The following is a 24,650-nucleotide window of genomic DNA, read 5'->3' on the forward strand; positions in this document are numbered from 1 at the left end:
ATCATAGAAACTTGAAAGCGCTAACAGGAGCCAAACATGTCCACAGCAGTATTGAGCGGTAAAGTCAGAGAAACTAAAGGTAAGTCCACGGCCCGCGCGGCCCGTCGGGAAAATATGCTTCCGGGCGTCATCTACGGCCTGAAAGACAACGTGTCTTTTCTCGTCACTGAAAAAGAATTGCGCAAAATCCTGATGCGGGAAGGTCGCAACACACTGATCGACCTGAGCCTCGAAGGCGATTCCCAACCCGGCCGCAAAGTGGTTCTGAAGGAGCACCAAACGCATCCCCTGAAAGACAACTGGCAACACGTTGATTTTTACGAAGTCGATATGGAGAAAAAGATCACGGTCAAAATCCCGATCATTCTCATCGGACATTCTCCGGGAGAAAAGCAGGACGGTCGCGTCAACCACATCATGAAGGATCTGGAAGTGGAATGTTTGCCAGGTAATATCATCGACAAGGTAGAGATCAATATGCCCGACGTGGTTCTGGGTCAGGTGATTCATCTGTCGGATCTCAAACTGCCGAACACGATCACCGTGCTGGAAGAGGAAGACCTGCCGATCGTCAGCGTCTTGTTAGAAAAAGAGAAAGCAGAAAAAGCGGAAGGCGAAGAGGAAGAAGGCGAGGAAGCCAAAGCAGAACCGGCGGGAGAAGACAAAGAAAAAGCCAAATAATTTTAAGCAGGAGAATCCGTGTTTCTTGTGTTGGGCCTGGGGAACCCCGGCCCTCAATACCATTTCACCCGTCACAATATCGGCTTTCTTGCCGCCGACTTTATCGCCGAGAAACATGGTCTCAGTCTCAAACAACACGACTGTCGCGCTTTGTATGGCGCGGGCAAGGTGAACGGCATCCCCGTTCTGCTTGCCAAACCGATGACCTATATGAATGAAAGCGGCCTGGCCGCCAAGGCGTTACTGAACAAGTTCAACATCCCTCTCGAAAAGCTGGTCGTTTTGCATGATGAAATCGATCTTCCTTTTGGCAAGATCAAACTCAAGCAATCCGGCGGCGACGCGGGACAAAAAGGGGTTCGATCCATCATCCAGCGCCTGGCTGAAAACCGCTTCACACGCATTCGTCTTGGCGTTGGCCGACCGCCGCACCGGGACGACATCGCCGATTATGTACTGTCTCCATTCGAAGATGGAGAGACCGATACGTTAAACGAAGTTATAGAGCAGGCGGCGTCAAAACTGGAATCCGCCCTCAAGGAACTTGATCAACCTAGCAATCAAACAGAGGAGTCATCAGGATGTTAAAGGAATATTCAGGGGAACTAACGTTTGTCGGGATATCCGCTCTGATCTATGTGATCATGGCGGCGTTCGGGCTGTCCGGTAGTTATTCCTATCTCGCTTTTGTATTTGGATTTTTCGGATTGATCGTTGCCTGGAAAATCTTTGAATCCGTCGACGACGAACCGGAAGGCAACGAGAAAATGCGCGAAATCGCGGACATGATCCACGAAGGCGCGATGGTCTTCCTTTCTCGCGAATACCGCATCCTCGCTTATTTCGTCGGCGGCGTGTTCTTTATTCTCGTCGCTCTCATCTCGTCGCAACAAGGTCTCTGGATTGGTTTCTGGACTGGCGTCGCCTATGTCCTGGGCGCCGGTTGCTCTATGGCCGCAGGTTTTTTCGGCATGAACGCCGCCACCACCGCTAACGTGCGCACCTCTCAGGCGGCGAACGACGGCGGACAAGCCAAAGCCCTGACCATCGCCTTCAACGGCGGCGCGGTCATGGGTCTGTGCGTCGCCAGCCTCGGTCTGGTCGGCGTCGGCGGCCTGTTCCTCCTGTTCGCGCGCGGCGAGTCCATCAGCATCATCAGCGGATTCGCAATGGGCGCCAGCACCATCGCCCTGTTCGCCCGCGTCGGCGGCGGTATCTACACGAAAACCGCAGACGTTGGCTCGGACCTCGTCGGTAAAGTCGAAGCGGGTATTCCCGAAGACGACCCACGCAACCCCGGCGTTATCGCTGATAACGTGGGCGACTGCGTCGGCGACACCGCAGGTCTTGGCGCGGATATTTTCGAATCCTACGTCGGTTCCATGATCGCAACCATCGTTATCGGCGCAACCATGGCCTCCATGCGGTTTGAGTACATGGCGCTTCCGATCATCATCGCCATGGTCGGCCTCATCGCTTCCATTGTCGGCATTCGCGCCATGGTCACCCTCGCCGAGCAGGACCCGGCGGCGGCTCTGCGCAACTGCACCTTCGTCAGCGCGGGCGCCATGCTGTTTGTCTCTTTCATCGTCATCAAAGTCATGGGTCTGCCCACCGCCGTCTTCGGCGCGCTGGCAGTCGGCTGTTTCGCCGGCATCGCCATCGGACTCATCACTGAATATTACACCGCGGGTAGCCCGGTCGTTCGCATCGCCGAATCCAGCAAAACCGGCGTCGCCACCGTTATGATCACGGGTCTCGCCGTCGCTATGGAAAGCTGCGCCGCTCCGATCATCATGATCGCCTCGGCAATCTTCTTTGGCGCCAAATGCGCCGGCCTGTACGGCGTCGCTCTCGCAGCGGTCGGCATGCTGGCGACGGTTGGCATCACCATGTCGGTGGACGCTTACGGCCCCATCGCCGACAACGCAGGCGGCATCTCTGAAATGGCCGGCCTGGGTGAAGAAACCCGCAAGATCACCGACGGTCTCGACGCGGTGGGCAACACCACCGCCGCTATCGGCAAAGGTTTCGCTATCGGTTCCGCGGCTCTCACCGCACTGGCCCTGTTCTCGGCTTACACACAGGCGGCGCATATCGACTCAATCGACATAACAAAAACAACCGTCGTCATCGGCGTGTTCCTCGGCGGCGTGGTTCCTTACTTCGTCGCGGCGCTGACCATGACCTCGGTGGGCAACGCGGCCTTCAAAATGGTTGAAGAAATTCGCCGACAGTTCCGCGAAATTCCCGGCCTGATGGAAGGCACGGCTAAACCCGACAGCGCGCGTTGTATCGACATCAGCACCCAGGCCGCGCTGAAAGAGATGGTTCTGCCCGGCGTCACCGCTATCGTCACCCCGATCGTGATCGGCTACGTGTTCGGCGCGGAAGCTCTGGGCGGCATGCTCATGGGCGCCACCCTCTCCGGCGTGCTCCTCGCTCTGTTTATGTCTAACGGCGGCGGCGCATGGGACAATGCAAAGAAATACGTTGAAAGCGGTCACCTTGGCGGCAAAGGCTCCGACGCGCACCACGCGACGGTCGTCGGCGACACCGTGGGCGATCCGCTGAAAGACACCTCCGGACCGGCAATGAACATCCTCATCAAACTGATGTCCATTGTTTCTCTGGTTATGGCGCCGTTGTTCCTCTAAACAGCGCTTTTCGAATCCAAAGGGATGGGGGGTTTCCCCCATCCCTTTTTTCTTTGGAACCTGATATGACCCGCCTCGGCATACACGATTTTCTCAACGCCCAACCCCTCCTCCAACCCTTACGTGAACAGGCCAAAGCCCTCAATCTGTCCATCCACACCGCGCCTCCCGCGCAACTCGCCGATCAACTCAAAGCCGGTGAACTCGACCTGGCCATGATCCCTTCGATCGAATATCTAAGAAACGCCGACCGTTACCGACTCGTGCCCGGCCCCTGCATCGCCTCCAAAGGCCGCGTCGACACCGTCCTGCTCATCAGCAAGGGCCCGCTCGATCAAATCCACAGCGTCGCCGCCGACCAGCGCTCGCGCACATCCATCGCCGCGCTCGAACTGCTCTTCGGCGAACGCTTTGCCCCCGGCTGGAGCCTGCAAGCCATGCAACCCGATCTGAATGCGATGATGCAGGATTGCGACGCCGCCCTCATCATTGGCGACCCAACCTTTTCCCTCGATATTAAAGCGCCCCTTGTCGCTCACGACCTCAGCCTCGAATGGCAACAACGAACCCGGCTCCCTTTCGTACACGCCGTCTTCGCAGTACGCAACGGCGTCACGCTATCATATGAACTCCTGCAAGCCCTGGCCCGCGCCGCGCAAAACAGCGCCGCCACCGCCGAACGCATCGCCAATGACTACGCCGTCGGCGACTACAAAAACCCGCAACGTTTCCAAGATTACCTGACTAACAAAATCCGCTACATCCTCGGCGAAGAAGAAATTCAAGGCATGCAGACATTTCGCGACCTCTGCGCCGCCGCCAACATCCTGCCGCACGCCCACGACCTGACCTTCACCGGCCTTGCCGGGTGAATAAATAATCAATTTTTTCGCGTTTCTACCCACCCCTTAACGCCAGCACGCTCTTCGCTAAACCTATATTTCTGTTTACAAGCACGCCTCCGCATCTATAATTGATGCAACTTTCTTAAAAGTGTTTAACCCTACAGGCGCACAAATTTATGAAGTGGTTGTTAGATCATCACGAGGAAATACGCAATCTGGGACTGGTCTTTGCTGCGGGTATTGCTTTACCTCTAGCGATTTGGCGTAGCCTCATCGCGCATAGACAAACTCGCATTGCCGAAAACAACCATCTCGCTGATACCTACACCAAAGCCATCGACCAACTGGGCAAGGAAGAAAATGAAATCCGCCTAGGTGGACTGTACGCCTTAGAGAAAATTGCGAAGAATAATCGATCCTACAATACTCAGGTAATGGAAGTGCTCTGCGCTTTTGTCCGCCTTCACGCGCCGCGAAATTTTGATGAAAAGGACGAGGATGTTGTACCTGCACCCATAGAACCTGCGTTGAAAATCGTTGTACAGGCCGCCTTGACCATCATTGGCAGGAGAAACATAGAATTCGACACCCCTACCAAAAGCAAACTTCAAAACCTGTTACGCAAAGTAAGCAGGAAAACCGTTTCAGATCAATTCGTCAGACTCGACCTTTCCGCCAGTAACCTTAGTCAAATGGTGTTCACTGAAGCTAACCTCAGTGGAGCCGATCTCAGAAAAGCCGATCTCAGTGGAGCCTACCTCAGTGAAGCCGACCTCAGTGAAGCCGATCTCAGAAAAGCCGATCTCAGTGAGGCAAGTCTCTTTGGAGCCAATCTCAGTGGAGCCGACCTCAGGGGAGCCAATCTCAGTGGAGCCTATCTCAGTGGAGCCTATCTCAGTGGAGCCGACCTCAGTGGAGCCAATCTCAGTGAGGCAGGTCTCTTTGGAGCCGACCTCAGTGGAGCCAATCTCATTGGAGCCAAGCTCATTGGAGCCAAGCTCAGTGGAGCCGACCTCAGAAAAGCCGATCTCTTTGGAGCTGATCTCAGCGGAGCCAACGTCACCTTAGAACAACTGCAAACGGCTCATGTTTACAAAACTACGGATCTTCCAGGTCACATCGATAAATCACTAATCACTTTTGAAGAATTGCCATTCTAGATAATTATTTGACGTCAGTGCGAGGAGCATAGCGACGAAGCAATCCAGAGCCTTTTATGAAGCCGCTGGATCGCCGCGCTCCCTCCAGTCGCTCGCGATGACATATTTATAGCTTGCCCTATATAAAATTTTCTTTGCGTTGCTTCCAGACGCGGCGGGCCATGTCGATGCAGATCGCCAGCATGCCGAGCCAGGATACCCATCTCACGATCTTCACGATGAGCTGGTCGGAGCGCCACAGATCCCAGTGGTTGAACAGGTTGCGCCAGTCGTGGGCTTCCATGCCCAGTCCGCCGATCAACTGCAGTTTCAGTTCGCGCGCGTCCTGCATGTAGAGGGCGACGTCGAGCAGGCTCTCGAACAGCCAGAAGACGCCGAAGGCGAAGCCGGGGTAGTCGCGTCTCAAAAAAAATGCGACGGCGACAATGATCGGGATGAGCAGTTGACCGAGACTGCCGCCAAGAATGGTGAGGGTGTCGTTGCCGAAGATGGCGAAGATCATATGCCCGGCTTCGTGGAACACGAGGTTGACGTTGTGCACCAGCGCAAGCAGGATCGAGTCGGGACTGAACACGCCGTGAACGGCGATCCATAGCATGAGAAACGCGAACAGTCCGAGCAATACGGCAAGAACGCCCATCGGCGCGGTGCGCCAGAAGAAGCCTTCGGCTTCCTTTAATAAATTTTCAGTGTTGTCTTCAGTACCCTCGTTTGCGGAACGCGGCGGGGCGCTGAGGGCTTCCTGTTTTCTTTTTTGTATCTCTTCAAATTTTGCGAACACGATGCCGCAATAGGGGCAGGATTCTGACGGCTCTTGTTCTCTCTGGCATTTCGGGCAGTGCATCGTCGCGTCTCCCATGTTCGCCGGACTATTTGATGTTCTCGCGCAGGCCGGTCATGGCGTCGATGACGGCGTCGGTCGATTCCACAATGGCGTTGGAATAGAGGAGCGGAGGTAGTTTGCCAATCTGACCGCGCCACCAGTCCTTATTTTCGACGATGATTCGTCGAATGTTTGCCAGCGGAGAGATGGCGACTTCCGGCGAGATGCGGCTCTTGATGATGAGGTAGGCGATGATCTTGCCGATCAGTTGCAGTGAGTCCTTGCGCGGTTTCTTGCCCCAGGTTTCGAACCACAGGCAGGTGTAGATCAAATAAAGCGCGTCGAAGCCGAGCGGCGCTCCGTCTTCACGGAAATGCTCCCAGTCCACCAGCGTCGGTTTGCCGTTCACAAAAATCGCGTTGCCCAGCGCCAGATCGCCATGCAGGGCGCCCTTGCCCTCTTTGTCCGGCGCGTCCCAGATTTCCGCGTAGTGCTTGACCAGGGCGAAGACCGGCTCGGCGTTGTTCATCAATCCGTCGCGCGGCGAGTATTGCCTGCCTTCGATATAGTCTGTGGCGAAGGCGAAGTATTCGGGTCGCTCGTTCATCACGCGGTACTTCAAAGGCCCGCCGCCTCTTGCAAGGTACCAGTCCATGCCCTGCATTTCTCTGCGCAAATCCTGCACGCCGTCGCGCGAGGAGGACTTGCACAGGGCAATGGGCTTGCCGGTTGCGGACAAGTCGATCCAGACGCAGACGCTTCCGCCGTGACCGCAATTGCCGATGATCGCTTTCATTTCACCGCCGTGGCGACAAAGGCCGGGACCAGCGCCCTGCATTTGAATTTTTTCATGAGTGTGATTTCCATCAATTTTTTGAGTCGAGCCGAAAAGCTGGCAGAGGCGGCGCCGTGCTCTCTGTAAAATCTCAATCCATTCTCCCAGGGCAAAAGCAGATCAGGCTCGCAGGGATCGGGAAAGGCGGAGTACAGGACAATGTCGCGAAACCCGGCGTTTTTCAAAATGGCTTCTAGCCTGCTGATAGAAAGCGCCGGGCCGCAATCCTGCTCTGAATTGGACTCGCAAAACAAGCGACCGTAATTCCAGACATTGGGTGCCATTGCCAGCGCGCGTCCGCCGGGCATGAGCTGATCGTACAATCGCGCCGCCGCGTCTTCCGGCTGACCGCTCAGATTGCGTATCCATGCCACATCGAAACTCTCAGGCGCACGATAACTGCGCTTCGGGTCCCAGTACAATTGCAGGGCATGATCCGTTTCAGCTACTGTATTTGCGGAAAGGTCGCGCAAGCGCGCATAAGATTCGCTGACGGCACAAACGGAGGCGCCGCGTTTTATGGCGCCGATCATCATCGCGGGGAACCCGGCGTCGAGGTCGAGACAGATCTCGCCTTCCTTCACTTTCAACAACTCCAGATAGGCTTCGCTCTTGTACAGGGCCGGTATCGACACGCTGTCCCCCTCGCTAGGCGGGGGGCTTGCGTTGATCGGACAGAACACGCCCTTTGCGTCTGCGCTGAATTCTGCCGCTTCCTGATTCATTCCATTTCTCTTGAGATTCAATAGTTTCTCCCGACGCATCGATTTTACACAATTTGCGGCGCGGCGCCACTTTTCTAACGCCCGGCCTGTGGCCGGGGCCGTAACGCTTAACTCGCATTGCTATCAATTCCGTTGGGCGCAATTGAAACCATTCATCGCAAATAGTTAATTCCTCTCCCCCAAGGGGAGAGGGTGGCATGATGCCACGCCCTTGATGCTATTCTCGCATTGCTATCTATCCCCTTGGGCGCAACCGTAGCGCTTCGGCTATTATCCAGCGGGCGTCGCCCGCCCGGCCTGTGGCCGGGGCCGTATGGCTCATCTCATTCTGCTGTTCAAACCACTGGGCGCAACCATAACGTTTCTGATTTTATCCTGCGGGCGTTGCCCGCTCGGCCTGTGGGCCATGTCCACTCCCCCTCACCCTGCCCTCTCCCCCAAGGAGGAGAGGGTTTTCTAACTCTCCACTCGCACTGCTATCTATCCCGTTGGGCAGAATTGGATCCATACAACGCGCATAATTAATTCCTCTCCATCAGGGAGAGGATATAGGTGAGTGTGGTCCTCTAGAGCCACTTTTCTAACACCCGGCCTGCGACCGAAGACCTAACGCCCTTCTTCCATTGCTATTAATCCCGCTGGGAGTAATCATAAGTTCTCCGCAATCTTCCTCGGACGTAGTCCGTGGCTGGATTCAGCGGCTGAATAATGGTATCTTCTGCATGGCTCCGAATGCTCAGATAATGAAACCCATTTTTATAAAAATTCATGATAGACAACAAAGGTTTTTACGATTTGCTCCTTGAGCAGAAGATTGATTTTTTCACCGGCGTCCCCGATTCACTGCTCAAAGATTTTTGCGCCTGGTTGACTGATAACGCCGACTCCAAATCGCATATCATCACTGCTAATGAAGGCGCGGCAGTGGGACTTGGCATGGGATACCATCTGGCGACGGGGAAAATTCCGCTGGTCTACATGCAAAATTCAGGACTTGGCAACTCCATCAATCCCTTGCTCTCGTTAACCGACCGGGAAGTCTATTCCATTCCCCTTCTTCTACTGGTGGGCTGGCGCGGCGAGCCGGGCGTGAAGGACGAACCGCAACATGTCAAGCAGGGCAAGGTCATGTTGCCTTTGATGGATGCGATGGAACTGCCCTGCGCTGTGATGGGACCCGATTCCGACGCAGAGGCGATTCTTCGCAAGGCGGGCGAGCATTTCAAGGCGCATTCGAGTCCCTATGCGATCCTCGTTCAGAAGGGGAGTTTTGAAACGCATAAACTCAAAAATGCCGTCGAGACTGATTTTCCGATGAACCGCGAGCAGGCCATCGAACGCCTGCTACGCTGGATGGCTCCGGAGGATGTGGTTGTTTCCACCACGGGGATGACATCGCGCGAGGTGTTCGAGATACGCGAAGCCGAAGGACAGGGACACGCAAAAGATTTTCTGACCGTCGGCGGCATGGGGCACGCCTCGCAGATCGCTCTGGGAGTCGCCATGCAAAAGCCGGGTCGCCGGGTCTATTGCATCGATGGCGACGGCGCGGCGCTGATGCATCTGGGATCGCTGGCGATCAACGGGCTGTCGCAATGCGACAACTTCAAGCACGTGCTCATCAACAACGGCGCCCACGATTCCGTAGGCGGGCAACCCACTGCCGGATTTGATGTCGACTTCGGAGCCGTCGCCCGCGCCCTTGGTTATGCCACGGTTCTACGCGAGAATGATCCTGAACGATTGGCCGACGCGCTCGACGCGCTTAAGAATGGAGCCGGACCCGGCATCCTCGAAATCCGCGTCAACAAAGGCGCGCGCAAGGATCTGGGCCGCCCCACCACCACGCCGACGCAGAACAAGACCGCGTTCATGCAATTTCTTTCCTGACCTCATGGCTAACAAGGAACACAATCGTTTTTTGTATTATTGGGTCGCCCGTCCGATATGGATCGCGATCGGTCGCCTGCTTTACAAGAGCGCCGCCTGGCAGCACATTCGCCGCAATTGTTTTAATTTCCCGGGAAAGAACGTACATGTTGAAATCAAGAAAATTTCAAAAATACTCTTTCATCTGAACGCTGCCTATTACGAGTATTTTGAGTTTCGCAAACGGCACCTCTCGCAACGGGAATGGCAAAAGGCCCATTGGGACGATTACGGCGAAACCGGATACAAAATGCTGGACGAGCCACGACTCGGCGATGATTTTTTAACAATGATGGATGATATGGCGAGACGGACCGAACGCGTTATCGAAATCGGTTGCGGCGGCTTTGGGAGAACGCGCGAGCTTGCCAAGCGGTATGCGGAAAAAGAATTTTTTGGTTTTGACATTTCGGAGGTAGCGCAGGATATCTATGACAAGGAAGTGAAAACCTTATATCCCAACATCCGTTTCCAGAAAGGCGATATCTTTGATCATATTCAGGAACTGGAGACCTCGCCGTTTTTCTATACTTACCTAACGCTGATGCATTTTGACGAAGCCGGGCTTAACGATTTTTTTGCAAAACTGGCAGGGATAGAAAAACCCGTTCGAGGCATCGTGCGCGAACCAACCCCGAAAGAAGGCCTGAGCAAAAACTACAAGAGCCGCGACTACAAGCATAATTACCCGGTGTATTTCGAAAAATATGGATTCATGCTCATCGACTCCTCCCTCTCTGAAAACGGAGAAACCGGAACTTTCTATTTCGTTACTAAGTCCGACTCTTAATCAAGCGGATAATCAGAAGCGTCGCCCTTGCGAGCGGATACGAAGCGGGCAACTTATCTTTGATAATAAAAGTCAGGTTTGCTTGACTTTGAAAGCATCGTCGTCGACATGTTGAGCGCCGCGAATGGAACGAACCAGAGCAGCGCGTTCGGGATTGTTGATAGCGACCAGGCCGTTAAGATAGATGTTCTGCTTGTTGACCCAGCCCTGAAATTCATCCGAACTTGAAAAACCATCCGTTTGAATCAATGAATTTCGGAACAGCATGTCGCGGATGCCGCGGTTCGGGTCCCACCACAAATTATTTTTCACCACATGCCGGTAGTTGGGCGTGCCCGGTAAGGGATTGAGAATGGAAATCGTATAACTGTCCGCGCCCGAGTGTGAAGCAAATTCAATGGTACGTTCCATTTCCTCGCGCGTTTCTCCAGGGAAGCCGACGATCCAGAAAGTATGCACCAGTAATCCCGCACCCTTGGCGTTTTCAATCGCGGGTTGAATTTCTTCCAGCAAGAGGTTTTTCTTGATCACGTCGTCCATGATACGTTGAACGCCCGTTTCGCAAGCGAGAGTGATTTGATAACACCCGGCTTCTTTCATTCTGCGAAACATGGACGGTTGTTTTTTCAGATGGTAATTGACCTTGGTGCCGTTCGGAGTACACCAGGGAATTTCCAGCGGTTCGATCAAATCGCATAATTCCATTAAATGAGGTCGATTGGCCGTCAGCGTATCATCTTCAAACTGCACTTCTTCAATGCCGAATTGTTCGATGCCGCTACGGATTTCCTCGAAGATATCCTGAGGCTCGCGCCAGCGTACTTTGGCGCCCCACATCTCCGGCGTTGTGCAGAATGTGCAAACCTCCGGGCACCCGCGCGAAGCCATGACGTTCAAAACGCGGGAAGATAATGACTTGGTCGAATGGAACAAACCAATTTTGAAATAGCCTTCCATGTTCATCAAATGCCTGGCGGGATGCGGTAATTTGGTGATATCTGCACGAGGCGGGCGCGGGTTGACGACAATCCGACCGTCTTTGTGATAGATCAATCCGCTGATTGCATTCGGACTGCTTCCTTCCAGCAATGCCTGCACCAGTTCAGCGAAAGCAAAGTCGCATTCACCCGCCATTGCATAATCAATATTGGGATCTTCGATGTCGTGGCTGGCTCGAAAGACTTCAAAACCATCGTTTCCGGGAACCATGGAAAATTCATAATCTGAAGTGGCGTTTGTGGTGTGATTGCCGCCCATGACGACATGAATCGCCGGGTTCACTTCTTTAATGATTCGGGCGACGGTGTGCGCGTGCTCCGCCAGATTGGAAAACAATACGGAAATGCCCACGATATCGGGCTTGAGATCGCTTATGAAGGAAGCGATCTGCTCATCAGTTTCGCCAATGAGAATGGTTTGTCCGTCAGGCTGAAGAATCTTGTTGGAGTGCCCCTCCAGCGCTGTGTCTCGAATATAAACTTCATGCCCTTCGCGCTCCAAAACAGCCGCAAGATAACCGACGCCCAGGCCGGGCTGAATACGGTTGATGCCCCCATCCACTCCCCGCAAATTCGGAGAGATTAATAAAATTCGACCTTTTTTCATATCTTTATAGTGAACTGTTGGAGTTTAGGCAACCAAAAGTAGAGCGAATCAATCTTTAACAACATAACACGGACGCGTTGCAAAGGGGAATCGTTTGATGCGCGCCGATTTGCCTGAGAAGAAATCATCGATCCCCTTGGTGTCTCCGTGGTAGGCCGCATAATTGTCCAGCAAGACAATGCCGCCGGACATGACGCGATCGTATAAATTTTCAAGAACGCACAAGGTTGATTCTACGAAATCAATATCCACATTTAACAGAGAAATCTTCAGTTCCGGATATTTTTTCAGATATTCGGGAATGGTTTCCAGCACGTCCCCGGCAACCAGTTCAAAATTTTCAACCCCACGGCGCGTTAACGAGTCGCTCAGTTGTTCCACGCTGATAGAACTAGGCCCGGCAGTTTGTATCCATTTATCGCGTTGCGCCTGATCCTCTTCGTAACTGGTATTCGGGTATTCATCATTGAAAACGTCGAAGGCAATTAATTTTGCAGAAAAAGAATTTCCGAGCATTTCCCTAAGCATGGCAAAGCGGGAAAACGAGGTGCCTTTAAACACTCCGCATTCTACAATATTTCCCGGCACTTCCTGCGCCATTTTAAATACTTCGTAATGAGCGACAAATTTGCTGAGACGATTCAAGTCCATGGTCAAATGAAAATTGGTTTCGTACTCGTACATTTTGTCGTAATCGGGCATTTCAATCATGGCGCACCTTTGCTTTAATTTGTAATTCTATCCGGGGTTTTAAATGCTGGAAATCAATTCATGGCTGAAAGACAATACCTTGCAGGAAAATGCTATCTTCTCCGCTACACTTTCCACTATGATGTTCTATCTGTTGGGGATTTAACCTGGCTCTCCACCCAGCCGCCGCGACCCACAACATAGAAATGAACCAGAAAGATAGCGAACTGTTGCAAAACCTTCAAGAGAAAAACTATCCACGTGACATTGAGTTCCGTGTATAGTTCCAATAAAATCAACAGACAAACGAAATCCACCGTTCGTGATCGCTCTTCGAACCAGGACGTCAGCATATCGTAATAGATTCGGTATTTCCCCATCCCTGTCGCCGATTCAGCTTGCGATGTGGCGGCCCCCGCTCCCTTTGCAACCGGAGTCTCGTTTGCGAGCGTTAATTTTCGCGCTACCAACTCATTGAACAAGAACCGGTCGGCAAAATATTTCAAACTCGCGGCGGAACAAAACGGAATCAAAGGAATGAGGTACAAGTACATATCCCCGTTTCGCGAGGCGACATAAAATCCAAGCCCTATCTGAAATCCCAATGCTCCGACAACCGATCCGTAGGGGTCCAGCACATGACCCGTCAACGACCTCTGATTGCGGATACGCGCCAGCGTCCCATCGCACCAATCAAGCGTGGAGTAAGTAAAAAAAACAAAGATTGCGGCAAGAATTGTCGGCTCCGTCGGAATCGACAACAAGACGCCGCCCAAAAGGCCGGCGATTGCATAGGCCTTGGTGACAGTGTTCGGTTGGATTTTGGTCTTCAATAAAAAATAAAGAAGGATCGCTCCAGACCAGATATAAAAATGAAACTTAAAAATAGAATAGGGATTGCGTTTCAGATCGGTGAGGTCAATCCCCATATCCTGAATGACTTTGATATTACGGCTGTAAATATCTTCTCTGAGTTCTTTGATCGAGAGCGTCATTGTTCGGGATAAAGGTTTCCCTGAATGCCCATCGCCTCCATAGCACGGCGAAGGGATGCAAGAAACTGGTTCATATCTTCGACATAGAGATCTCCAATCACCGCAAGCCGGAAGGTTCGATTCGTTTCAATCTTCCCCGGATAAATGGTGAATCCCATTTCATACAATCGGTCATGCAAGTCATTAAAATCAAATTTCGGGTGCGTCGGCTCACGAACCGCAATCAATACTCCGGATTCCCGCTCTACAGGCAGCAACATCCGGTAACCCAATTCTATAAGCCCCTGATAAAGAAGTTTCCAGTTGCCTTGATAGCGCGCCCAACGATTCGCTTCGCCTTCCTCAAAATATTCTTTCGTCGCCTGAGCCAGCGCGTACACCACCTGCACCGGCGCCGTGAATGGCAGTTGTCCGGACTTCTTAAAATACGCGTATTGCTGGTGCAGGTTTAAATAATAGGAACGCTTCGGATAGAACGCGGTTTTCTCCAATTTCTCTCGATCCGCAATCACAATACCAATCCCCGCCATCCCCTGAATACACTTATTGGATGTGGACAGGAGAAAATCTATTTTCCAGTCTTCGATGGATATGGGTAGAGCGGCATAACTGGAGATTGCATCCACAATAAAGACACGGTCAAGCTTATGAACGATCGCCCCCGCTTCTTTCACCGGGTTGAGAAGACCTGTCGTCGTTTCATGATGAATCATGGCAACGCAGGCGATATCCGAATCACCTTGCAGCCGTCTGTCCAACTCATGCAGGTCCGGAGGGGTGTCGCCGGGAAGCGCGTACTCTACGACTTCAATGCCATACGCCGCCGCGATATTCACCATTCTCTGCCCATAAGCGCCGTTATTAACAATGAGAATCTTCTTGCCGGGAGGAACTACAGAATTAATGCAAGCATCCATCACCGCCGTTCCAGAACCGGCGAACAAAATGCATTCATAACGATTCCCGCCATGCACCACGCGCGTTAATTCGCGGCACAGAGTTTCCAAAACTGTTTGGAATTCTTTTTCGCGCGGGCAGATATCAGAAGCGACCATCGCCTCCTTCACCGCCTGAGAAGTGGTCGCCGGACCTGGGTTCAACAGTATTTTTCTCGGGGGATTTGGCAAGCTACAGCCTTTCAAAACATAGAAACGATTCGAAGTATTTCAAGAGGAATGGTTTCATGGACCGGGGCATCGACCGATCTTCGGACACATCCTGTCGCTAAGGACGGGGGAAAGGATTGGATTCTCAAATGTCCGAACAGGCTCCGGACTTGAATCCTATGTGCAGTGGGGTCGCTTTATACCCGGTTTGAAAACGAATCCATCTGATGGATCGTAAAAACAGAGCATGGTGCCGAAGAGAGGATTTGAACCTCCACGTCCTTTCGGACACATGAACCTGAATCATGCGCGTCTACCAATTCCGCCACTTCGGCCCGGTCAAATATCAAGCCGTGTATTATGTATCTTCACAGAAAGAAATTCAAGACGATTGTCGCTCATTTTTCATGTTCGAGCGATTCTTTTTCCTTTTCGCCTTCCGCCTCCGCCTGAAACAACTGTTTGACGGATAAGGAATCATGAAAGATGAAATAGGTCCCAGCCAGAAAGATCACCAGAAAGTTCAATCCCCAACCGGCCATCCCCAGACCCGCCGCCGCGATTTCGGTTTCATGCATGACGTCGTGCAAAGCGATCGTCACTCCGGCGTTGAACGAACCCAGCAAAGCCGGGGTGGGCAGGACAGTGACCATGATGGCGATCATCACCGTCAATAAAATCACCGATTGTTGCGATTTGTCCTGAATATTGTAAGCCCAATATAGCGGATACATGCTGTAAATATTGACGAACCACTCCAGCGTGGTCAGAAAGATGATCTTGCCCAGAGCGCCCCAATCCTTCAGAACCATGACGCCCAGCTTGAATTCGCTCAGCAGGAACTCGACCTTCTCGTGCCATTTCTCTGGAAGCCGACTCACCATCCAGAGCAACACGGCCCGCACCCGTTCTTCGTAGAACAGCAGGCCAAAAATAAAAACGAAGATCAGCAAGGCAAAGGCCCCGGCGATTTGACCGAAGTTCAAAGCCAGGTCCTGCACCGACATGCCCGAAAGGACCGCTTCGGATGAAAACAGGTTCGCGTTGAACACGAACACCCAGATGAAAAACAGGAGCAGAATCGCAATATCGAACACGCGTTCGACGACGATGGTCGCCAGCGCGCCAGAAAACGGGATGTCGTATTTTTTCGAAACCAGATAGGGTCGTAAAATTTCCCCGGCGCGGGCGGGCAGTATATTGCCCATATAACCGACCATCAAAGGCGAAAACAGACCCTTCGTATCCACCGGTTTCATCGGGGACAGCAGGATGCGCCAACGCCAGCACCGACACACATAGCTGAACGCCATCAGTAATACGGCGGGAATCATATAAATATAATTCACGTCCGCAAAAGATCGCGCCAAATCGGAAAGAGAGACGTTATGAAGCGTGTAGTAAAGCGCTCCCGCCGTAACAATCAGGGAAATGATGAATTGCTTGGGATGGTTCAACGACGCGACTCCGGCTTACTACTCTTCGCTTCGTCGGATTCCGCCAATTCCTCCTCAGCCTGAACCAGGCGACTCAACGACAAATGATCGTGCATTAAAAAATAAACTCCGCCCACTAACAAAATTACAAAGCCAAGGGCCCAGGAAACCATGCCAAAACTGACCGCGTCCAGTTCGTTTTCGCCCATGATGTGGTGCAGGGATATCAGAATCGCCGCATTCGTCGAGCCTAAAAACGCAGGGGTCGGTAGAACGGTGATGAATATGCCAACCATCACCGTCATCAGCACCAGGGAATCCAGCGATTTGTTTTGCAAATCGTAAGCCCAGTAGAGAGGATAAAATGTAACCGTAATCGCCGTCCAGATCAATATCGAAAATAACAAAATTTTGATCAAAGCCCGGATGTCTTTTATTACCGACAGTCCCAGACTGAACTCATCGACCAGGTACTGAACCTTGTTCGCCCATTTTTCCGGCAAACGCTTTTCGAACCAGACAACAAGGGTCAAAAACTTTTCCTTGTGCCAGACCAGCAGGTAAATGAACACCAGCAGAACCGCGATCAAGGTCGCGGCGATCTGACCAAACTTGACCGCCACCGTCTCTACCGGAAGCCCCATCGCCCTCGCGTCTGTCGCAAACACTTCGGAACGAAACACGAACAGCCAGATGAACATGAGCAACATCATGAGCAAATCAAATAATCGCTCAACGATGATGGTCGCGAAGGCCCCGGAAAAGGAGATGGAACTCCTTTGCTTGAGCAGATAGGCTCGAATAAATTCCCCCGCTCGCCCCGGCAGGATGTTGCTCATGAAACCGACGATCAGCGGTGAATACAACTCAGACACCTTCATCGTCTGCATGGGCGCCAGAAGAATCTGCCAGCGGAACGCCCTTAGAACATAGCTTGCGGAAAGAATCAGAATCGAGGGAAGGATGTAGATATGATCGATCGTCTTGAAAGAATTCGCCAGCTCCGCCATCGAAACGTTTCGGAGGGTGTAGTACAAAGCCCCTCCCGCAATCGCGAGTCCGATGAACAATTGTGCGAGTTTTTTCAAATTACCGTCTCCAGCAGATTGCCCGCCGTCTCAACATCCGATCGGATCTGCGCCGCCAATGCATTCGCCGAATTGAATTTGATCTCTCCCCGAACCCTGGCGATGAACTCCAACTCGATCACCCGGCCGTACAAATCCTGATTGTAGTTCAGCAGATGCGCTTCCACGCTCAAAGGCTGTTCGCCAAAAGTCGGGCGCACCCCGATATTGACGACGGCCTTGATTCGCCTGCCGCCCGCCAAAGCACGCGCGGCGTAAACCCCGCTAGCCGGTAGCGAACAATCCCCCGTCGCCAGATTCGCCGTCGGGAAACCGATTCGGCGACCAACGCCGCGACCGCGCACCACCTCTCCTTCAATCGAATAATGTCTGCCAAGCAAATCGCGCGCCTTCTGCACCTCGCCCTGTTCAATCAAAGACCGAATCAGGGAACTGCTGACCAGTTGATTCGCAATCCGGTAAGGCTCCACCACATGCGTCTCGAACCCGCATTCGACGCCCAAATCGCGCAAAGACTCCAAGGTCCCGACCCGTCCCTTGCCAAAGCCGTAATCGAAGCCGACCACCACTTCGCGCGCGCCCAGCCTGCCCACCAGAACATCGCGGATGAAATCCTCCGGTTTCTGCTCGGAAAAGCGGCGGTTGAAACGCGCGCACACCACCTGGTTCACGCCGAACGCCTCGATCAATTCCATCTTCTTGCGAAAAGTGGTCAACATGGGCGGCATCTTTTCAGGCGCTATGGTCTTCAGAGGATGCGGCTCAAACGTGAAAACCGTCGCCGTCCCGTCGTTTTTCCGCGCCAGCCGAACGGTCTTTTTCAACAATTCCCGATGGCCCAGATGCACGCCGTCGAAATTCCCGATCGTCACAACCGGATAGGGCGGCGCGACGGATAATTTTTCTAAACCTCGAACAACATTCATTAACGTATTGGAGCGGAAACCGCGTTTTTGCAGAAGTGAAACATAAATTAAAGCGCTTTCAGATGCAGGGTCTTGCTAGCGTCTCGGAATAATTTTTGATAGAATATACTTCATATAGTCACACAAGTCTCTGGAGACAAGCCATGTTCGATATCGGTTTTTTTGAATTAATGATTATTATGGGCATTGCCGTTGTAGTCATTGGACCGCAAAACCTTCCAAAACTCGCCAAAGCCATCGGTAAAGGATGGGGAGAATTTCAGGCAACCTTCAACTCCCTGAAACAGGATGTAATGCAGGAAGCGGACGACTTGAAACAACAAGTCAATATCGAAGGGCTGGAACAGGAAGTGAGTTCCGTCACCAAGATCGACGTCGACGTCAACCTCGACATTCCCGACGCAAACTCAATCAGCAACCTGAAAAACAAAAGAGCATCCGAGTTATAACCCACCTTTCGCCACGGGGCAACGGAATATTGGCCCCTGTACGGTTGATTGGCCGCCCAAAGGCAGGGCCATGATCAGTTCGATTTCGTTTCACCCCTTTTTGTCGCATTTGCCCATCGCCCTGTTCGTCGCCAGCATGGCGCTTCTTTTTCTCGGCTGGAAAAGAAAAGACCCGCGTTACAATCAGGCGGCGTCTTTCAACCTCAGTCTGGGCGTCATCGCCGCCGTGCTGGCCAATTTCTCCGGCATGGTGTCCTCCGACGTGCAATTCCGCTCCACCGTCGAGGTCGAAGGGCATCAAGGCTATTCATTCCTCTTCACCGTGATCTACGGATTCGCCACCGCCTATTCCTACACCCGGCCTTTCAGCCGAACCGCCCTCATCTACTATGGGGTCGGCTTTCTTTCCCTGCTCGCTTCCGCCGGGTCCGGCTTCGCTCTGGTCTTCCTTGCGAAAGGGTAAGTCCCTTTCAAAACGTCGCCGCGGACGCACCGAATACTTGCGCAGATCGCGTAATTTTTTCCCCGGCTCCTTATCTTCCACCGGCCACCACCCCGTCTGGCAATCCGAAACGATGCACCAGTTCGCCGCCATAATAACCCGTTGCCAGCACGCAATACAAACCCAGCGCAACAAAAGAGAAATATAAGTAATTTTTCACCCGCTTCGGGGCAAAGCGCGCGCTCGCCAGCGCCGCCGAAAAAACCACAAAGGTGGAAAAGGCGTAGAGAAGGTGCCGATTGACGTAGTCCCGGAACGCATCCTTGACCTCGATTTCCTGAAGACCCAGCAAACCCACGGCAAACACGGGAAAGATAAAAAAATATCCCAGCTTGATATTGAAAGCTCCCGCCAGCGCCACCGACTCTTCTTTGCGAAACGCGCCGTAAAGGTGAAATACCGAACCGGCAAATAGCAGGCCTACGGGAAAATGCACCAGCGTGGGATGGATCAGCGAGAAAAAATAATTCATTTTTTTTGACTGCCGCGTCGTCGCAATTCCGAAAGCGTCACTCCGGCGGCGACGGAAACGTTCAAGGATTCCACAGGGGAGAAGGATGGAATATGCACCACGGCATCGCATCGCTTCAAAGTGCGGTCCGAAATTCCCGCGCCTTCGTTGCCAAACACGGCAACGCAGGGGAATTTTATCTTTGCGTCATAAAGCGACACGCCGGAATTCGCGTCGGTCCCGATGATATAAAAACCCTTCTCCTTCAAATCGCGCAAAGCTGAAGGCAGGTCGGAAGCCTGATACAGCGGCGTCGTCTCCAAGGCCCCCTCCGCCATACGCGCCGCCGATGAAGACAGAGCCGCCTGGCCTTCGGAATCGCCGACCAGCAAACCTTCCACGCCAAAAAACGCGCAGGTCCTCAATATCGCGCCGAGGTTATGCGTATTGCTCACCGAATCCAGAGCCGCCAGCAAGGTGTTGCGTCCCAGAGGACGCCGGATCAACGAATAGGCCGATTCCGGTTTCACCGGTTTGAGAACGATCACCACGCCTTCATGATGCACGCTCGCCGCCACCTTGTTCAATTCTTCCGGCGGGATTTTTTTATAGGGTAATTTGTGGTCGCGACAATATCTTTTGACCGGCTCCATCTGCACGGCGCGGGCCGGGCTGAAAAAAACCCGAAGCATGTCGCCAGGGCGTTTCTTGAACGCGCTCATACAGGCCTTCCAGCCGTATAGAGTGAATTCATTCTCGCGAATCCATTGCGAACGCGACGTCGTCTTTTTAGTATCCGTTTCCTGTTTCAGGGGAAAGCCTCCTCAGTTTCTTGATTGCGACGCGCCGGGCGCCGGTGATTCCAGGAAAGTTTCAGCAAGACGCCATGCGCGCGTCGCTCAACCGCCATCTTTGAATATTTAAAATCTGCCTAATCTTGGCCGCCCATCTCAAATTCTAGCGACGCCCTCAACCGTGTCCGCCCATCTTTGTAAATTGAAAATTCTACCTAACCTTGACCGCACGACTTTGGAAATTGAAAAATCTGCCTGACCGCGTTCGCACGTTTTTGAAAATTGAAAAATCTGCCTAGCCGTGCCCACCCATCATGAACGCTTCGTTGTTCGCAAAAACGGGGATCGGGTAGGCCGCCGCGCGCGTGAAAAATTCTTCAATCTGTTCGACCACTTCGCGCGTGCTATGCAAACGGAACATGTTGCCGCGAAACGCCGCCGCGCCGGGATAGCCAAAGGCCAGCCACACCGCGAATTTACGCAGGTTCAGCAGGATATGCCGCAGATCGTAACAGTCCTCCAGCAAGACCTGAAAACGTCGGATCAGCGCCAGCGAGCCTTCAGGCGTGCGCCCATCGCGCCCCAGGCATTCGCGAAAAATCCAGGGATTGCGCAAGGCCCCGCGCCCGATCATCACCGCGTCCACGCCGCTTTCCCGCAAGCGTTGCCGCGCCGTCTCCGCGTCTCTGATATCGCCGTTGCCGATGATCGGCAGGCTCGTGCCCGCCTTCACTCTGGCGATCAACTCCCAGTCGGCGAAACCGTCATAACCCTGCGCCCGCGTGCGCCCGTGGATCGCCGCCCACTCGCACCCGGCGTTCTGCGCCGCTTTCACGCAATCGTGAATCGTTAGTTCATGCTGGTCCCAGCCCGTGCGCATCTTCACCGTCAACGGTAATGAAATCGCGCGTTGAATCTCGCTCAGATAACGTTCGAGACGAGCCGGTTCGCGCAGTAAGGCCGCGCCGCAACCTTTCTTGACGACTTTCTTGACCGGGCAACCGAGATTCACGTCGACAAAATCCGCGCCCTCCTCTTCGACAATGCGCGCCGCTTCCGCCATGTCCTCGGCGGTCTCGCCAAACAATTGCACGCCCACCAGCGATTTGCGACGCGGGTGAATGCCCATCATCTGCCGGGTTTTCTGCGAATTGTAGATCAGACCTTTCGCCGAAACTAGTTCCGAGACCAGCAGGCCCGCGTCCATTTCATCCATCAATTGCCGGAAACAAATTTCGGTGATCCCCGCCATCGGCGCCAGCCAGAAGGGATTTTGAATCCGGTCTATCAGGCGCTGGTTCTGCAAAGGCTTCGATTCCAGCGCGTCTTGTGAAATTATCGTCATCTCATTCATGTGGATTCGCTCGCGGAAACTACCGGGACGCCCGCGCTCTCATCCAATCCGCTTAGGAACGGCTCGAAATGCGCAGGCGGACGCGCCGTCAATTCGATTCTACGATCCAGGCTATCAAAGGCCAGACGGTGCGCGTGCAAACCGAATTCATAACAGTCCGGCATCGCCGTCCCGTAAACCGAATCATTGTATAAAGGCAAACCGGCAGATGCGAGATGCACCCGTATCTGGTTCGTCCGCCCGGTCCGCGGGACCACGCGAAACAGACTCAGACCCTCGCGCGAACATAACAAACTCGCTTCCGTGTAAGCCGATTTCGCCCCCTCGCCGTTCGAAATTTTGCGTCGCGACCCGCTGGTTTTGCCGATCGGCGCGTCGATCTTCAACTCGCGTTGCGCCGAGCTACCCAGCGCCAAGGCCAGATATTCCTTGTGAACCTGATTTTTCTGAAATTGTACCGCAAGATGCGACGCCGCCTGGCGAGTCCGCGCGAACACGATCAAGCCCGTGGTTTCCGCATCAAGGCGTTGTACTGGACGCGGAATCTCGCGCGGATACACCCGACGCAAAAGCTCCGTCATGCTGTTCTCGAAAAAACGTCCGCAGGGATGCACCGGAAGCGGAGCCGCCTTGTTGAAGACGCGAATCGCCGCGTCCTCATAAACGATTTCCAAATGACGACGCGCAGGCGGTTCCTGGCGCCAGCCCAATCGCGCCTCGGTTTGGTCCTGCGCAGACAACACCGCGCCCGGACGCGCCGGTTTGCCGTTGAGATGAATGCAACCGGAATCGATCACTCCGACCCACTCCTCTAAAGGAAGGTAATTGAATCGGGAAGCGAAATAATCTTCGATCATGAATCCATCGTAACGCTCAGGCACGTGCGAACGATATATTTGCTGGGAAGGCGGGGGTGAAAAAAGCGTCATGATTCGCAAGTCCCAATCGCGCCAGGCGGGATGCGCAGAACGATCTCTTGAGCGAGTTCGGTCAGTTCCACTGCGGGTTGATGGGAGCGTTGACAAGATACGCGTACTCCTCTCCCATGGACCGAACCGCGCCGGCCCAGATCTTGTTCTCATCCTCGGAAAACACAAATTCTGCGCTGGCATCGCAAGTCAACCAACTGCGGCGCTCCATTTCGCCCGCCAACTGACCGCCGCCCCAGCCCGAATAGCCGAGGTAGAAGCGCAGATCGCGTTTCGGGTCTTCCAACCGACTGACCACGTTTGGCAGAAGGTCAAAACTCATCCCAAAATAAACATTCGGGCAGACCGCGTCCAATTCATAGAGCGGCTTCTCCGAACGACATAAATAGAACAACTGGGACTGAGAAACCGGTCCGCCCAGATACAGCTCCTGCTTGTATTCAACAGGAAACTGGATGCTTTCCAGCGCCGCTTCCGTATCAATTTCCGCAAGCCGGTTGACCACCAGGCCAAACGAACCTTCGGCGTCATGATTGCACAACAAGACCACCGTCCGAGAGAAATTGGGGTCCGGCAGGACTGGATTGGCGATTAAGAACGAACCTTTGCCATAGTTGTCAGACATTAGGAAACTCTTGAAAAATTTCTGATAGCGACAATCACAAATTGAGCGATTGCAGTTTGCGGAAGTTCACGCCAACACGCGCGTCTTCCCGCGCTTCCATGGAAGTGAAATTATTGTCAAGATACATCGCGGTCAGATTGGGAAACGCTTTGGAATCGGACAAGGCAATCAGCCCCTTGTCGCCGATTTCATTTTGCGCAAGGTCCACCTCTTCGAGGTTCGCCAGCTTGTTCTTTTTCGCGAAAATAATCGCGCCCTCGTCTTTGAGGTAATTGCGATAAAGGTTAACCGTCTTCAACTTGCGCAGAACCGTCTCCGCCCCGGCCAGGCTTTCGATACCCTCGGCGGTGATATCGTTACCGCCCAGTTCCAGCCATTGCAGTTTGGAGAAGACCATCGATTCCGACAAAGCCTTCAAACCCTCGTCTCCAATCCGGTTGCCGCCAAGATTCAAACGCTTGACATTTGCCAGGCGCTCGTCTTCAGCAAACAGAGTGATACCGTTGCGTCCAATACAAAAGCCCTTAACGTCGAACTCCCGGCCATTGGCGGACAAGCGGTCTTTGATGACCCGATCCATGGCCTCGCGTAATTTATCGCCTACCAGATTACAAGGTTCAGCCGGTCTGTAAATTTCAAAATGTGTAATGGAGGGCATTTCCGTCTCCGGTTCTAGTGAACATCGCTCCTGACCCTGTAAACCATTGGTTTTAGCCGCTCAGGGGAGACGATGGAAGATGTTTGCAATTCCTTTTCAACAGGCTATTATAAGGTTGACAGAAAATCAATATTAATTTAGATTCACTGGTTTCACTGGAGACTTGTATGAAACTGGATTTTGACAAAATGGGAGGGCTGGTCCCAGCCATCATTCAAGATGCTGAAACCGGCAAGGTTTTAATGCTCGCCTATATGAACTCCATCGCCTGGGAAAAGACCCTGGAAACTGGTAAAGCATGGTTCTATAGCCGTTCCCGCGACAAGCAATGGATGAAGGGCGAAGAGAGCGGCAATGTTCAAATCGTCAAGGAAGTCTTTGTCGATTGCGACGACGACACCGTCCTGCTGAAAGTCGAACAGGTCGGCAAAGCCGCCTGCCATAAAGGCTACCAGAGCTGTTTCTTTCGCAAAATCAACGGGGACGTAAAGATCATCGAAGAGAAGATGTTCAATCCCGAAGACGTTTATAAAAAGCCCAAAGGCTGAGCCACTTAACGAATTACATCAATCCTTGAAGAAGAAAGACGCCGACACA

27 protein-coding genes and 1 tRNA gene are annotated in these 24,650 nt (G+C 53.1%); 11 read left to right on the forward strand and 17 right to left on the reverse strand.

What is annotated here, in order from left to right; all coding sequences use genetic code 11:
* The first annotated feature begins 36 nt into the window (after window positions 1–36).
* The 5 genes from G3M78_03240 (at window position 37) to G3M78_03260 (ending at window position 5,343) form a co-directional block, all read left to right on the forward strand.
* On the forward strand, window positions 37–681 hold the full coding sequence (locus tag G3M78_03240) for a 50S ribosomal protein L25 (protein QPJ64462.1): 645 nt from the start codon (window positions 37–39) through the stop codon (window positions 679–681).
* 18 nt (window positions 682–699) lie between these two features.
* Entirely contained in the window at window positions 700–1,269 is a 570-nt protein-coding gene (locus G3M78_03245) for an aminoacyl-tRNA hydrolase (protein QPJ64463.1), read from the forward strand.
* Complete coding sequence (locus tag G3M78_03250; protein ID QPJ64464.1) at window positions 1,263–3,338, forward strand: sodium-translocating pyrophosphatase; 2,076 nt, start codon at window positions 1,263–1,265, stop codon at window positions 3,336–3,338. Before G3M78_03245 ends, G3M78_03250 begins: the two co-directional genes overlap by 7 nt.
* Before the next feature lie 65 nt (window positions 3,339–3,403).
* Window positions 3,404–4,210 (forward strand): menaquinone biosynthesis protein, encoded by an 807-nt coding sequence (locus G3M78_03255; GenBank protein QPJ64465.1) that lies wholly within the window; start codon window positions 3,404–3,406, stop codon window positions 4,208–4,210.
* A gap of 149 nt (window positions 4,211–4,359) precedes the next feature.
* Window positions 4,360–5,343, forward strand: coding sequence for a pentapeptide repeat-containing protein (locus tag G3M78_03260; GenBank protein ID QPJ64466.1), 984 nt, complete (start codon window positions 4,360–4,362; stop codon window positions 5,341–5,343).
* A gap of 118 nt (window positions 5,344–5,461) precedes the next feature.
* On the opposite strand, the gene G3M78_03265 is transcribed toward G3M78_03260, so the two are convergent.
* From G3M78_03265 to G3M78_03275, 3 genes are read right to left on the reverse strand one after another with little or no spacing between them, the layout of a single operon-like run.
* A complete protein-coding gene (locus tag G3M78_03265; GenBank protein ID QPJ64467.1) occupies window positions 5,462–6,187 on the reverse strand; it encodes a hypothetical protein in 726 nt (241 codons plus the stop codon).
* A gap of 25 nt (window positions 6,188–6,212) precedes the next feature.
* Window positions 6,213–6,962: a hypothetical protein gene (locus G3M78_03270; GenBank protein ID QPJ64468.1), complete on the reverse strand. Its 750-nt coding sequence runs from the start codon at window positions 6,960–6,962 to the stop codon at window positions 6,213–6,215.
* Window positions 6,959–7,726 carry a hypothetical protein gene (locus G3M78_03275; protein ID QPJ64469.1) on the reverse strand — a complete coding sequence of 256 codons (768 nt, stop codon included), beginning with the start codon at window positions 7,724–7,726 and terminating at the stop codon, window positions 6,959–6,961. Before G3M78_03275 ends, G3M78_03270 begins: the two co-directional genes overlap by 4 nt.
* A gap of 313 nt (window positions 7,727–8,039) precedes the next feature.
* On the opposite strand from G3M78_03275, the gene G3M78_03280 reads away from it, so the two are divergent.
* The 3 genes from G3M78_03280 to G3M78_03290 all read left to right on the forward strand — a co-directional run bounded on the left by G3M78_03280 (window position 8,040) and on the right by G3M78_03290 (window position 10,445).
* Window positions 8,040–8,186, forward strand: a complete 147-nt coding sequence (locus G3M78_03280) for a hypothetical protein (GenBank protein QPJ64470.1) — start codon at window positions 8,040–8,042, stop codon at window positions 8,184–8,186.
* A 308-nt stretch (window positions 8,187–8,494) separates the two neighbouring features.
* On the forward strand, window positions 8,495–9,616 hold the full coding sequence (gene aepY, locus G3M78_03285) for a phosphonopyruvate decarboxylase (protein QPJ64471.1): 1,122 nt from the start codon (window positions 8,495–8,497) through the stop codon (window positions 9,614–9,616).
* A 4-nt stretch (window positions 9,617–9,620) separates the two neighbouring features.
* A complete protein-coding gene (locus tag G3M78_03290) occupies window positions 9,621–10,445 on the forward strand; it encodes a class I SAM-dependent methyltransferase (GenBank protein QPJ64472.1) in 825 nt (274 codons plus the stop codon).
* Between the two features lie 72 nt (window positions 10,446–10,517).
* Here G3M78_03290 and G3M78_03295 read toward each other — a convergent pair whose 3' ends face one another.
* The 8 genes from G3M78_03295 to G3M78_03330 all read right to left on the reverse strand — a co-directional run bounded on the left by G3M78_03295 (window position 10,518) and on the right by G3M78_03330 (window position 18,291).
* Entirely contained in the window at window positions 10,518–12,050 is a 1,533-nt protein-coding gene (locus tag G3M78_03295; GenBank protein QPJ64473.1) for a radical SAM protein, read from the reverse strand.
* Window positions 12,051–12,098: 48 nt separating this feature from the next.
* Entirely contained in the window at window positions 12,099–12,761 is a 663-nt protein-coding gene (locus G3M78_03300) for a dTDP-6-deoxy-L-hexose 3-O-methyltransferase (GenBank protein QPJ64474.1), read from the reverse strand.
* Between the two features lie 116 nt (window positions 12,762–12,877).
* Window positions 12,878–13,735 (reverse strand): CDP-alcohol phosphatidyltransferase family protein, encoded by an 858-nt coding sequence (locus tag G3M78_03305; GenBank protein ID QPJ64475.1) that lies wholly within the window; start codon window positions 13,733–13,735, stop codon window positions 12,878–12,880.
* The gene (locus G3M78_03310; protein ID QPJ64476.1) at window positions 13,732–14,862 is read right to left on the reverse strand and encodes a 2-aminoethylphosphonate--pyruvate transaminase; all 1,131 of its coding nucleotides are present in this window, start codon (window positions 14,860–14,862) and stop codon (window positions 13,732–13,734) included. The genes G3M78_03305 and G3M78_03310 overlap by 4 nt, the downstream gene beginning before the upstream one ends.
* Window positions 14,863–15,089: 227 nt before the next feature.
* Window positions 15,090–15,176 (reverse strand) — tRNA-Leu (locus G3M78_03315).
* Between the two features lie 63 nt (window positions 15,177–15,239).
* Entirely contained in the window at window positions 15,240–16,298 is a 1,059-nt protein-coding gene (locus G3M78_03320; GenBank protein QPJ64477.1) for a flippase-like domain-containing protein, read from the reverse strand.
* Window positions 16,295–17,365 carry a flippase-like domain-containing protein gene (locus G3M78_03325; protein QPJ64478.1) on the reverse strand — a complete coding sequence of 357 codons (1,071 nt, stop codon included), beginning with the start codon at window positions 17,363–17,365 and terminating at the stop codon, window positions 16,295–16,297. The genes G3M78_03320 and G3M78_03325 overlap by 4 nt, the downstream gene beginning before the upstream one ends.
* Window positions 17,362–18,291: a bifunctional riboflavin kinase/FAD synthetase gene (locus tag G3M78_03330; GenBank protein ID QPJ64479.1), complete on the reverse strand. Its 930-nt coding sequence runs from the start codon at window positions 18,289–18,291 to the stop codon at window positions 17,362–17,364. The genes G3M78_03325 and G3M78_03330 overlap by 4 nt, the downstream gene beginning before the upstream one ends.
* A gap of 143 nt (window positions 18,292–18,434) precedes the next feature.
* Between G3M78_03330 and G3M78_03335 the strand changes: the two genes are divergently transcribed.
* Window positions 18,435–18,740 carry a hypothetical protein gene (locus tag G3M78_03335; GenBank protein QPJ64480.1) on the forward strand — a complete coding sequence of 102 codons (306 nt, stop codon included), beginning with the start codon at window positions 18,435–18,437 and terminating at the stop codon, window positions 18,738–18,740.
* A gap of 70 nt (window positions 18,741–18,810) precedes the next feature.
* Window positions 18,811–19,203 carry a hypothetical protein gene (locus G3M78_03340; protein QPJ64481.1) on the forward strand — a complete coding sequence of 131 codons (393 nt, stop codon included), beginning with the start codon at window positions 18,811–18,813 and terminating at the stop codon, window positions 19,201–19,203.
* 70 nt (window positions 19,204–19,273) lie between these two features.
* Here the strand turns inward: G3M78_03340 and G3M78_03345 are convergent, their stop codons facing one another.
* The 6 genes from G3M78_03345 to G3M78_03370 all read right to left on the reverse strand — a co-directional run bounded on the left by G3M78_03345 (window position 19,274) and on the right by G3M78_03370 (window position 24,053).
* The gene (locus G3M78_03345; protein QPJ64482.1) at window positions 19,274–19,714 is read right to left on the reverse strand and encodes a hypothetical protein; all 441 of its coding nucleotides are present in this window, start codon (window positions 19,712–19,714) and stop codon (window positions 19,274–19,276) included.
* Complete coding sequence (locus G3M78_03350; protein ID QPJ64483.1) at window positions 19,711–20,415, reverse strand: RNA methyltransferase; 705 nt, start codon at window positions 20,413–20,415, stop codon at window positions 19,711–19,713. The genes G3M78_03345 and G3M78_03350 overlap by 4 nt, the downstream gene beginning before the upstream one ends.
* 367 nt (window positions 20,416–20,782) lie before the next feature.
* A complete protein-coding gene (gene dusB, locus G3M78_03355; protein ID QPJ64484.1) occupies window positions 20,783–21,832 on the reverse strand; it encodes a tRNA dihydrouridine synthase DusB in 1,050 nt (349 codons plus the stop codon).
* Window positions 21,833–21,837: 5 nt separating this feature from the next.
* Window positions 21,838–22,770 (reverse strand): RluA family pseudouridine synthase, encoded by a 933-nt coding sequence (locus G3M78_03360; GenBank protein QPJ64485.1) that lies wholly within the window; start codon window positions 22,768–22,770, stop codon window positions 21,838–21,840.
* A gap of 61 nt (window positions 22,771–22,831) precedes the next feature.
* On the reverse strand, window positions 22,832–23,395 hold the full coding sequence (locus G3M78_03365) for a YqgE/AlgH family protein (GenBank protein ID QPJ64486.1): 564 nt from the start codon (window positions 23,393–23,395) through the stop codon (window positions 22,832–22,834).
* Between the two features lie 34 nt (window positions 23,396–23,429).
* Window positions 23,430–24,053 carry a hypothetical protein gene (locus G3M78_03370; protein QPJ64487.1) on the reverse strand — a complete coding sequence of 208 codons (624 nt, stop codon included), beginning with the start codon at window positions 24,051–24,053 and terminating at the stop codon, window positions 23,430–23,432.
* A 167-nt stretch (window positions 24,054–24,220) separates the two neighbouring features.
* Between G3M78_03370 and hisI the strand changes: the two genes are divergently transcribed.
* Window positions 24,221–24,601: a phosphoribosyl-AMP cyclohydrolase gene (hisI, locus tag G3M78_03375; GenBank protein ID QPJ64488.1), complete on the forward strand. Its 381-nt coding sequence runs from the start codon at window positions 24,221–24,223 to the stop codon at window positions 24,599–24,601.
* The last annotated feature ends 49 nt before the right edge of the window (window positions 24,602–24,650 follow it).

Source organism: Candidatus Nitrohelix vancouverensis, assembly GCA_015698305.1.
Lineage (GTDB): Bacteria > Nitrospinota > Nitrospinia > Nitrospinales > VA-1 > Nitrohelix > Nitrohelix vancouverensis.

Excerpts from the sequence above, each read along its gene's own strand:
- G3M78_03360 (QPJ64485.1), bottom strand. The coding sequence starts at position 22,770 with ATGACGCTTTTTTCACCCCCGCCTTCCCAGCAAATATATCGTTCGCAC.
- G3M78_03260 (QPJ64466.1), top strand. The coding sequence starts at position 4,360 with ATGAAGTGGTTGTTAGATCATCACGAGGAAATACGCAATCTGGGACTG.
- G3M78_03300 (QPJ64474.1), bottom strand. The coding sequence starts at position 12,761 with ATGATTGAAATGCCCGATTACGACAAAATGTACGAGTACGAAACCAAT.
- G3M78_03295 (QPJ64473.1), bottom strand. The coding sequence starts at position 12,050 with ATGAAAAAAGGTCGAATTTTATTAATCTCTCCGAATTTGCGGGGAGTG.
- aepY (QPJ64471.1), top strand. The coding sequence starts at position 8,495 with ATGATAGACAACAAAGGTTTTTACGATTTGCTCCTTGAGCAGAAGATT.
- G3M78_03370 (QPJ64487.1), bottom strand. The coding sequence starts at position 24,053 with ATGCCCTCCATTACACATTTTGAAATTTACAGACCGGCTGAACCTTGT.
- G3M78_03275 (QPJ64469.1), bottom strand. The coding sequence starts at position 7,726 with ATGAATCAGGAAGCGGCAGAATTCAGCGCAGACGCAAAGGGCGTGTTC.
- G3M78_03290 (QPJ64472.1), top strand. The coding sequence starts at position 9,621 with ATGGCTAACAAGGAACACAATCGTTTTTTGTATTATTGGGTCGCCCGT.
- G3M78_03255 (QPJ64465.1), top strand. The coding sequence starts at position 3,404 with ATGACCCGCCTCGGCATACACGATTTTCTCAACGCCCAACCCCTCCTC.
- G3M78_03250 (QPJ64464.1), top strand. The coding sequence starts at position 1,263 with ATGTTAAAGGAATATTCAGGGGAACTAACGTTTGTCGGGATATCCGCT.
- G3M78_03270 (QPJ64468.1), bottom strand. The coding sequence starts at position 6,962 with ATGAAAGCGATCATCGGCAATTGCGGTCACGGCGGAAGCGTCTGCGTC.
- G3M78_03340 (QPJ64481.1), top strand. The coding sequence starts at position 18,811 with ATGATCAGTTCGATTTCGTTTCACCCCTTTTTGTCGCATTTGCCCATC.
- G3M78_03345 (QPJ64482.1), bottom strand. The coding sequence starts at position 19,714 with ATGAATTATTTTTTCTCGCTGATCCATCCCACGCTGGTGCATTTTCCC.
- G3M78_03335 (QPJ64480.1), top strand. The coding sequence starts at position 18,435 with ATGTTCGATATCGGTTTTTTTGAATTAATGATTATTATGGGCATTGCC.
- G3M78_03350 (QPJ64483.1), bottom strand. The coding sequence starts at position 20,415 with ATGAGCGCGTTCAAGAAACGCCCTGGCGACATGCTTCGGGTTTTTTTC.
- G3M78_03265 (QPJ64467.1), bottom strand. The coding sequence starts at position 6,187 with ATGCACTGCCCGAAATGCCAGAGAGAACAAGAGCCGTCAGAATCCTGC.
- G3M78_03305 (QPJ64475.1), bottom strand. The coding sequence starts at position 13,735 with ATGACGCTCTCGATCAAAGAACTCAGAGAAGATATTTACAGCCGTAAT.
- G3M78_03330 (QPJ64479.1), bottom strand. The coding sequence starts at position 18,291 with ATGAATGTTGTTCGAGGTTTAGAAAAATTATCCGTCGCGCCGCCCTAT.
- G3M78_03365 (QPJ64486.1), bottom strand. The coding sequence starts at position 23,395 with ATGTCTGACAACTATGGCAAAGGTTCGTTCTTAATCGCCAATCCAGTC.
- G3M78_03240 (QPJ64462.1), top strand. The coding sequence starts at position 37 with ATGTCCACAGCAGTATTGAGCGGTAAAGTCAGAGAAACTAAAGGTAAG.
- G3M78_03280 (QPJ64470.1), top strand. The coding sequence starts at position 8,040 with ATGGCTCATCTCATTCTGCTGTTCAAACCACTGGGCGCAACCATAACG.
- dusB (QPJ64484.1), bottom strand. The coding sequence starts at position 21,832 with ATGACGATAATTTCACAAGACGCGCTGGAATCGAAGCCTTTGCAGAAC.
- hisI (QPJ64488.1), top strand. The coding sequence starts at position 24,221 with ATGAAACTGGATTTTGACAAAATGGGAGGGCTGGTCCCAGCCATCATT.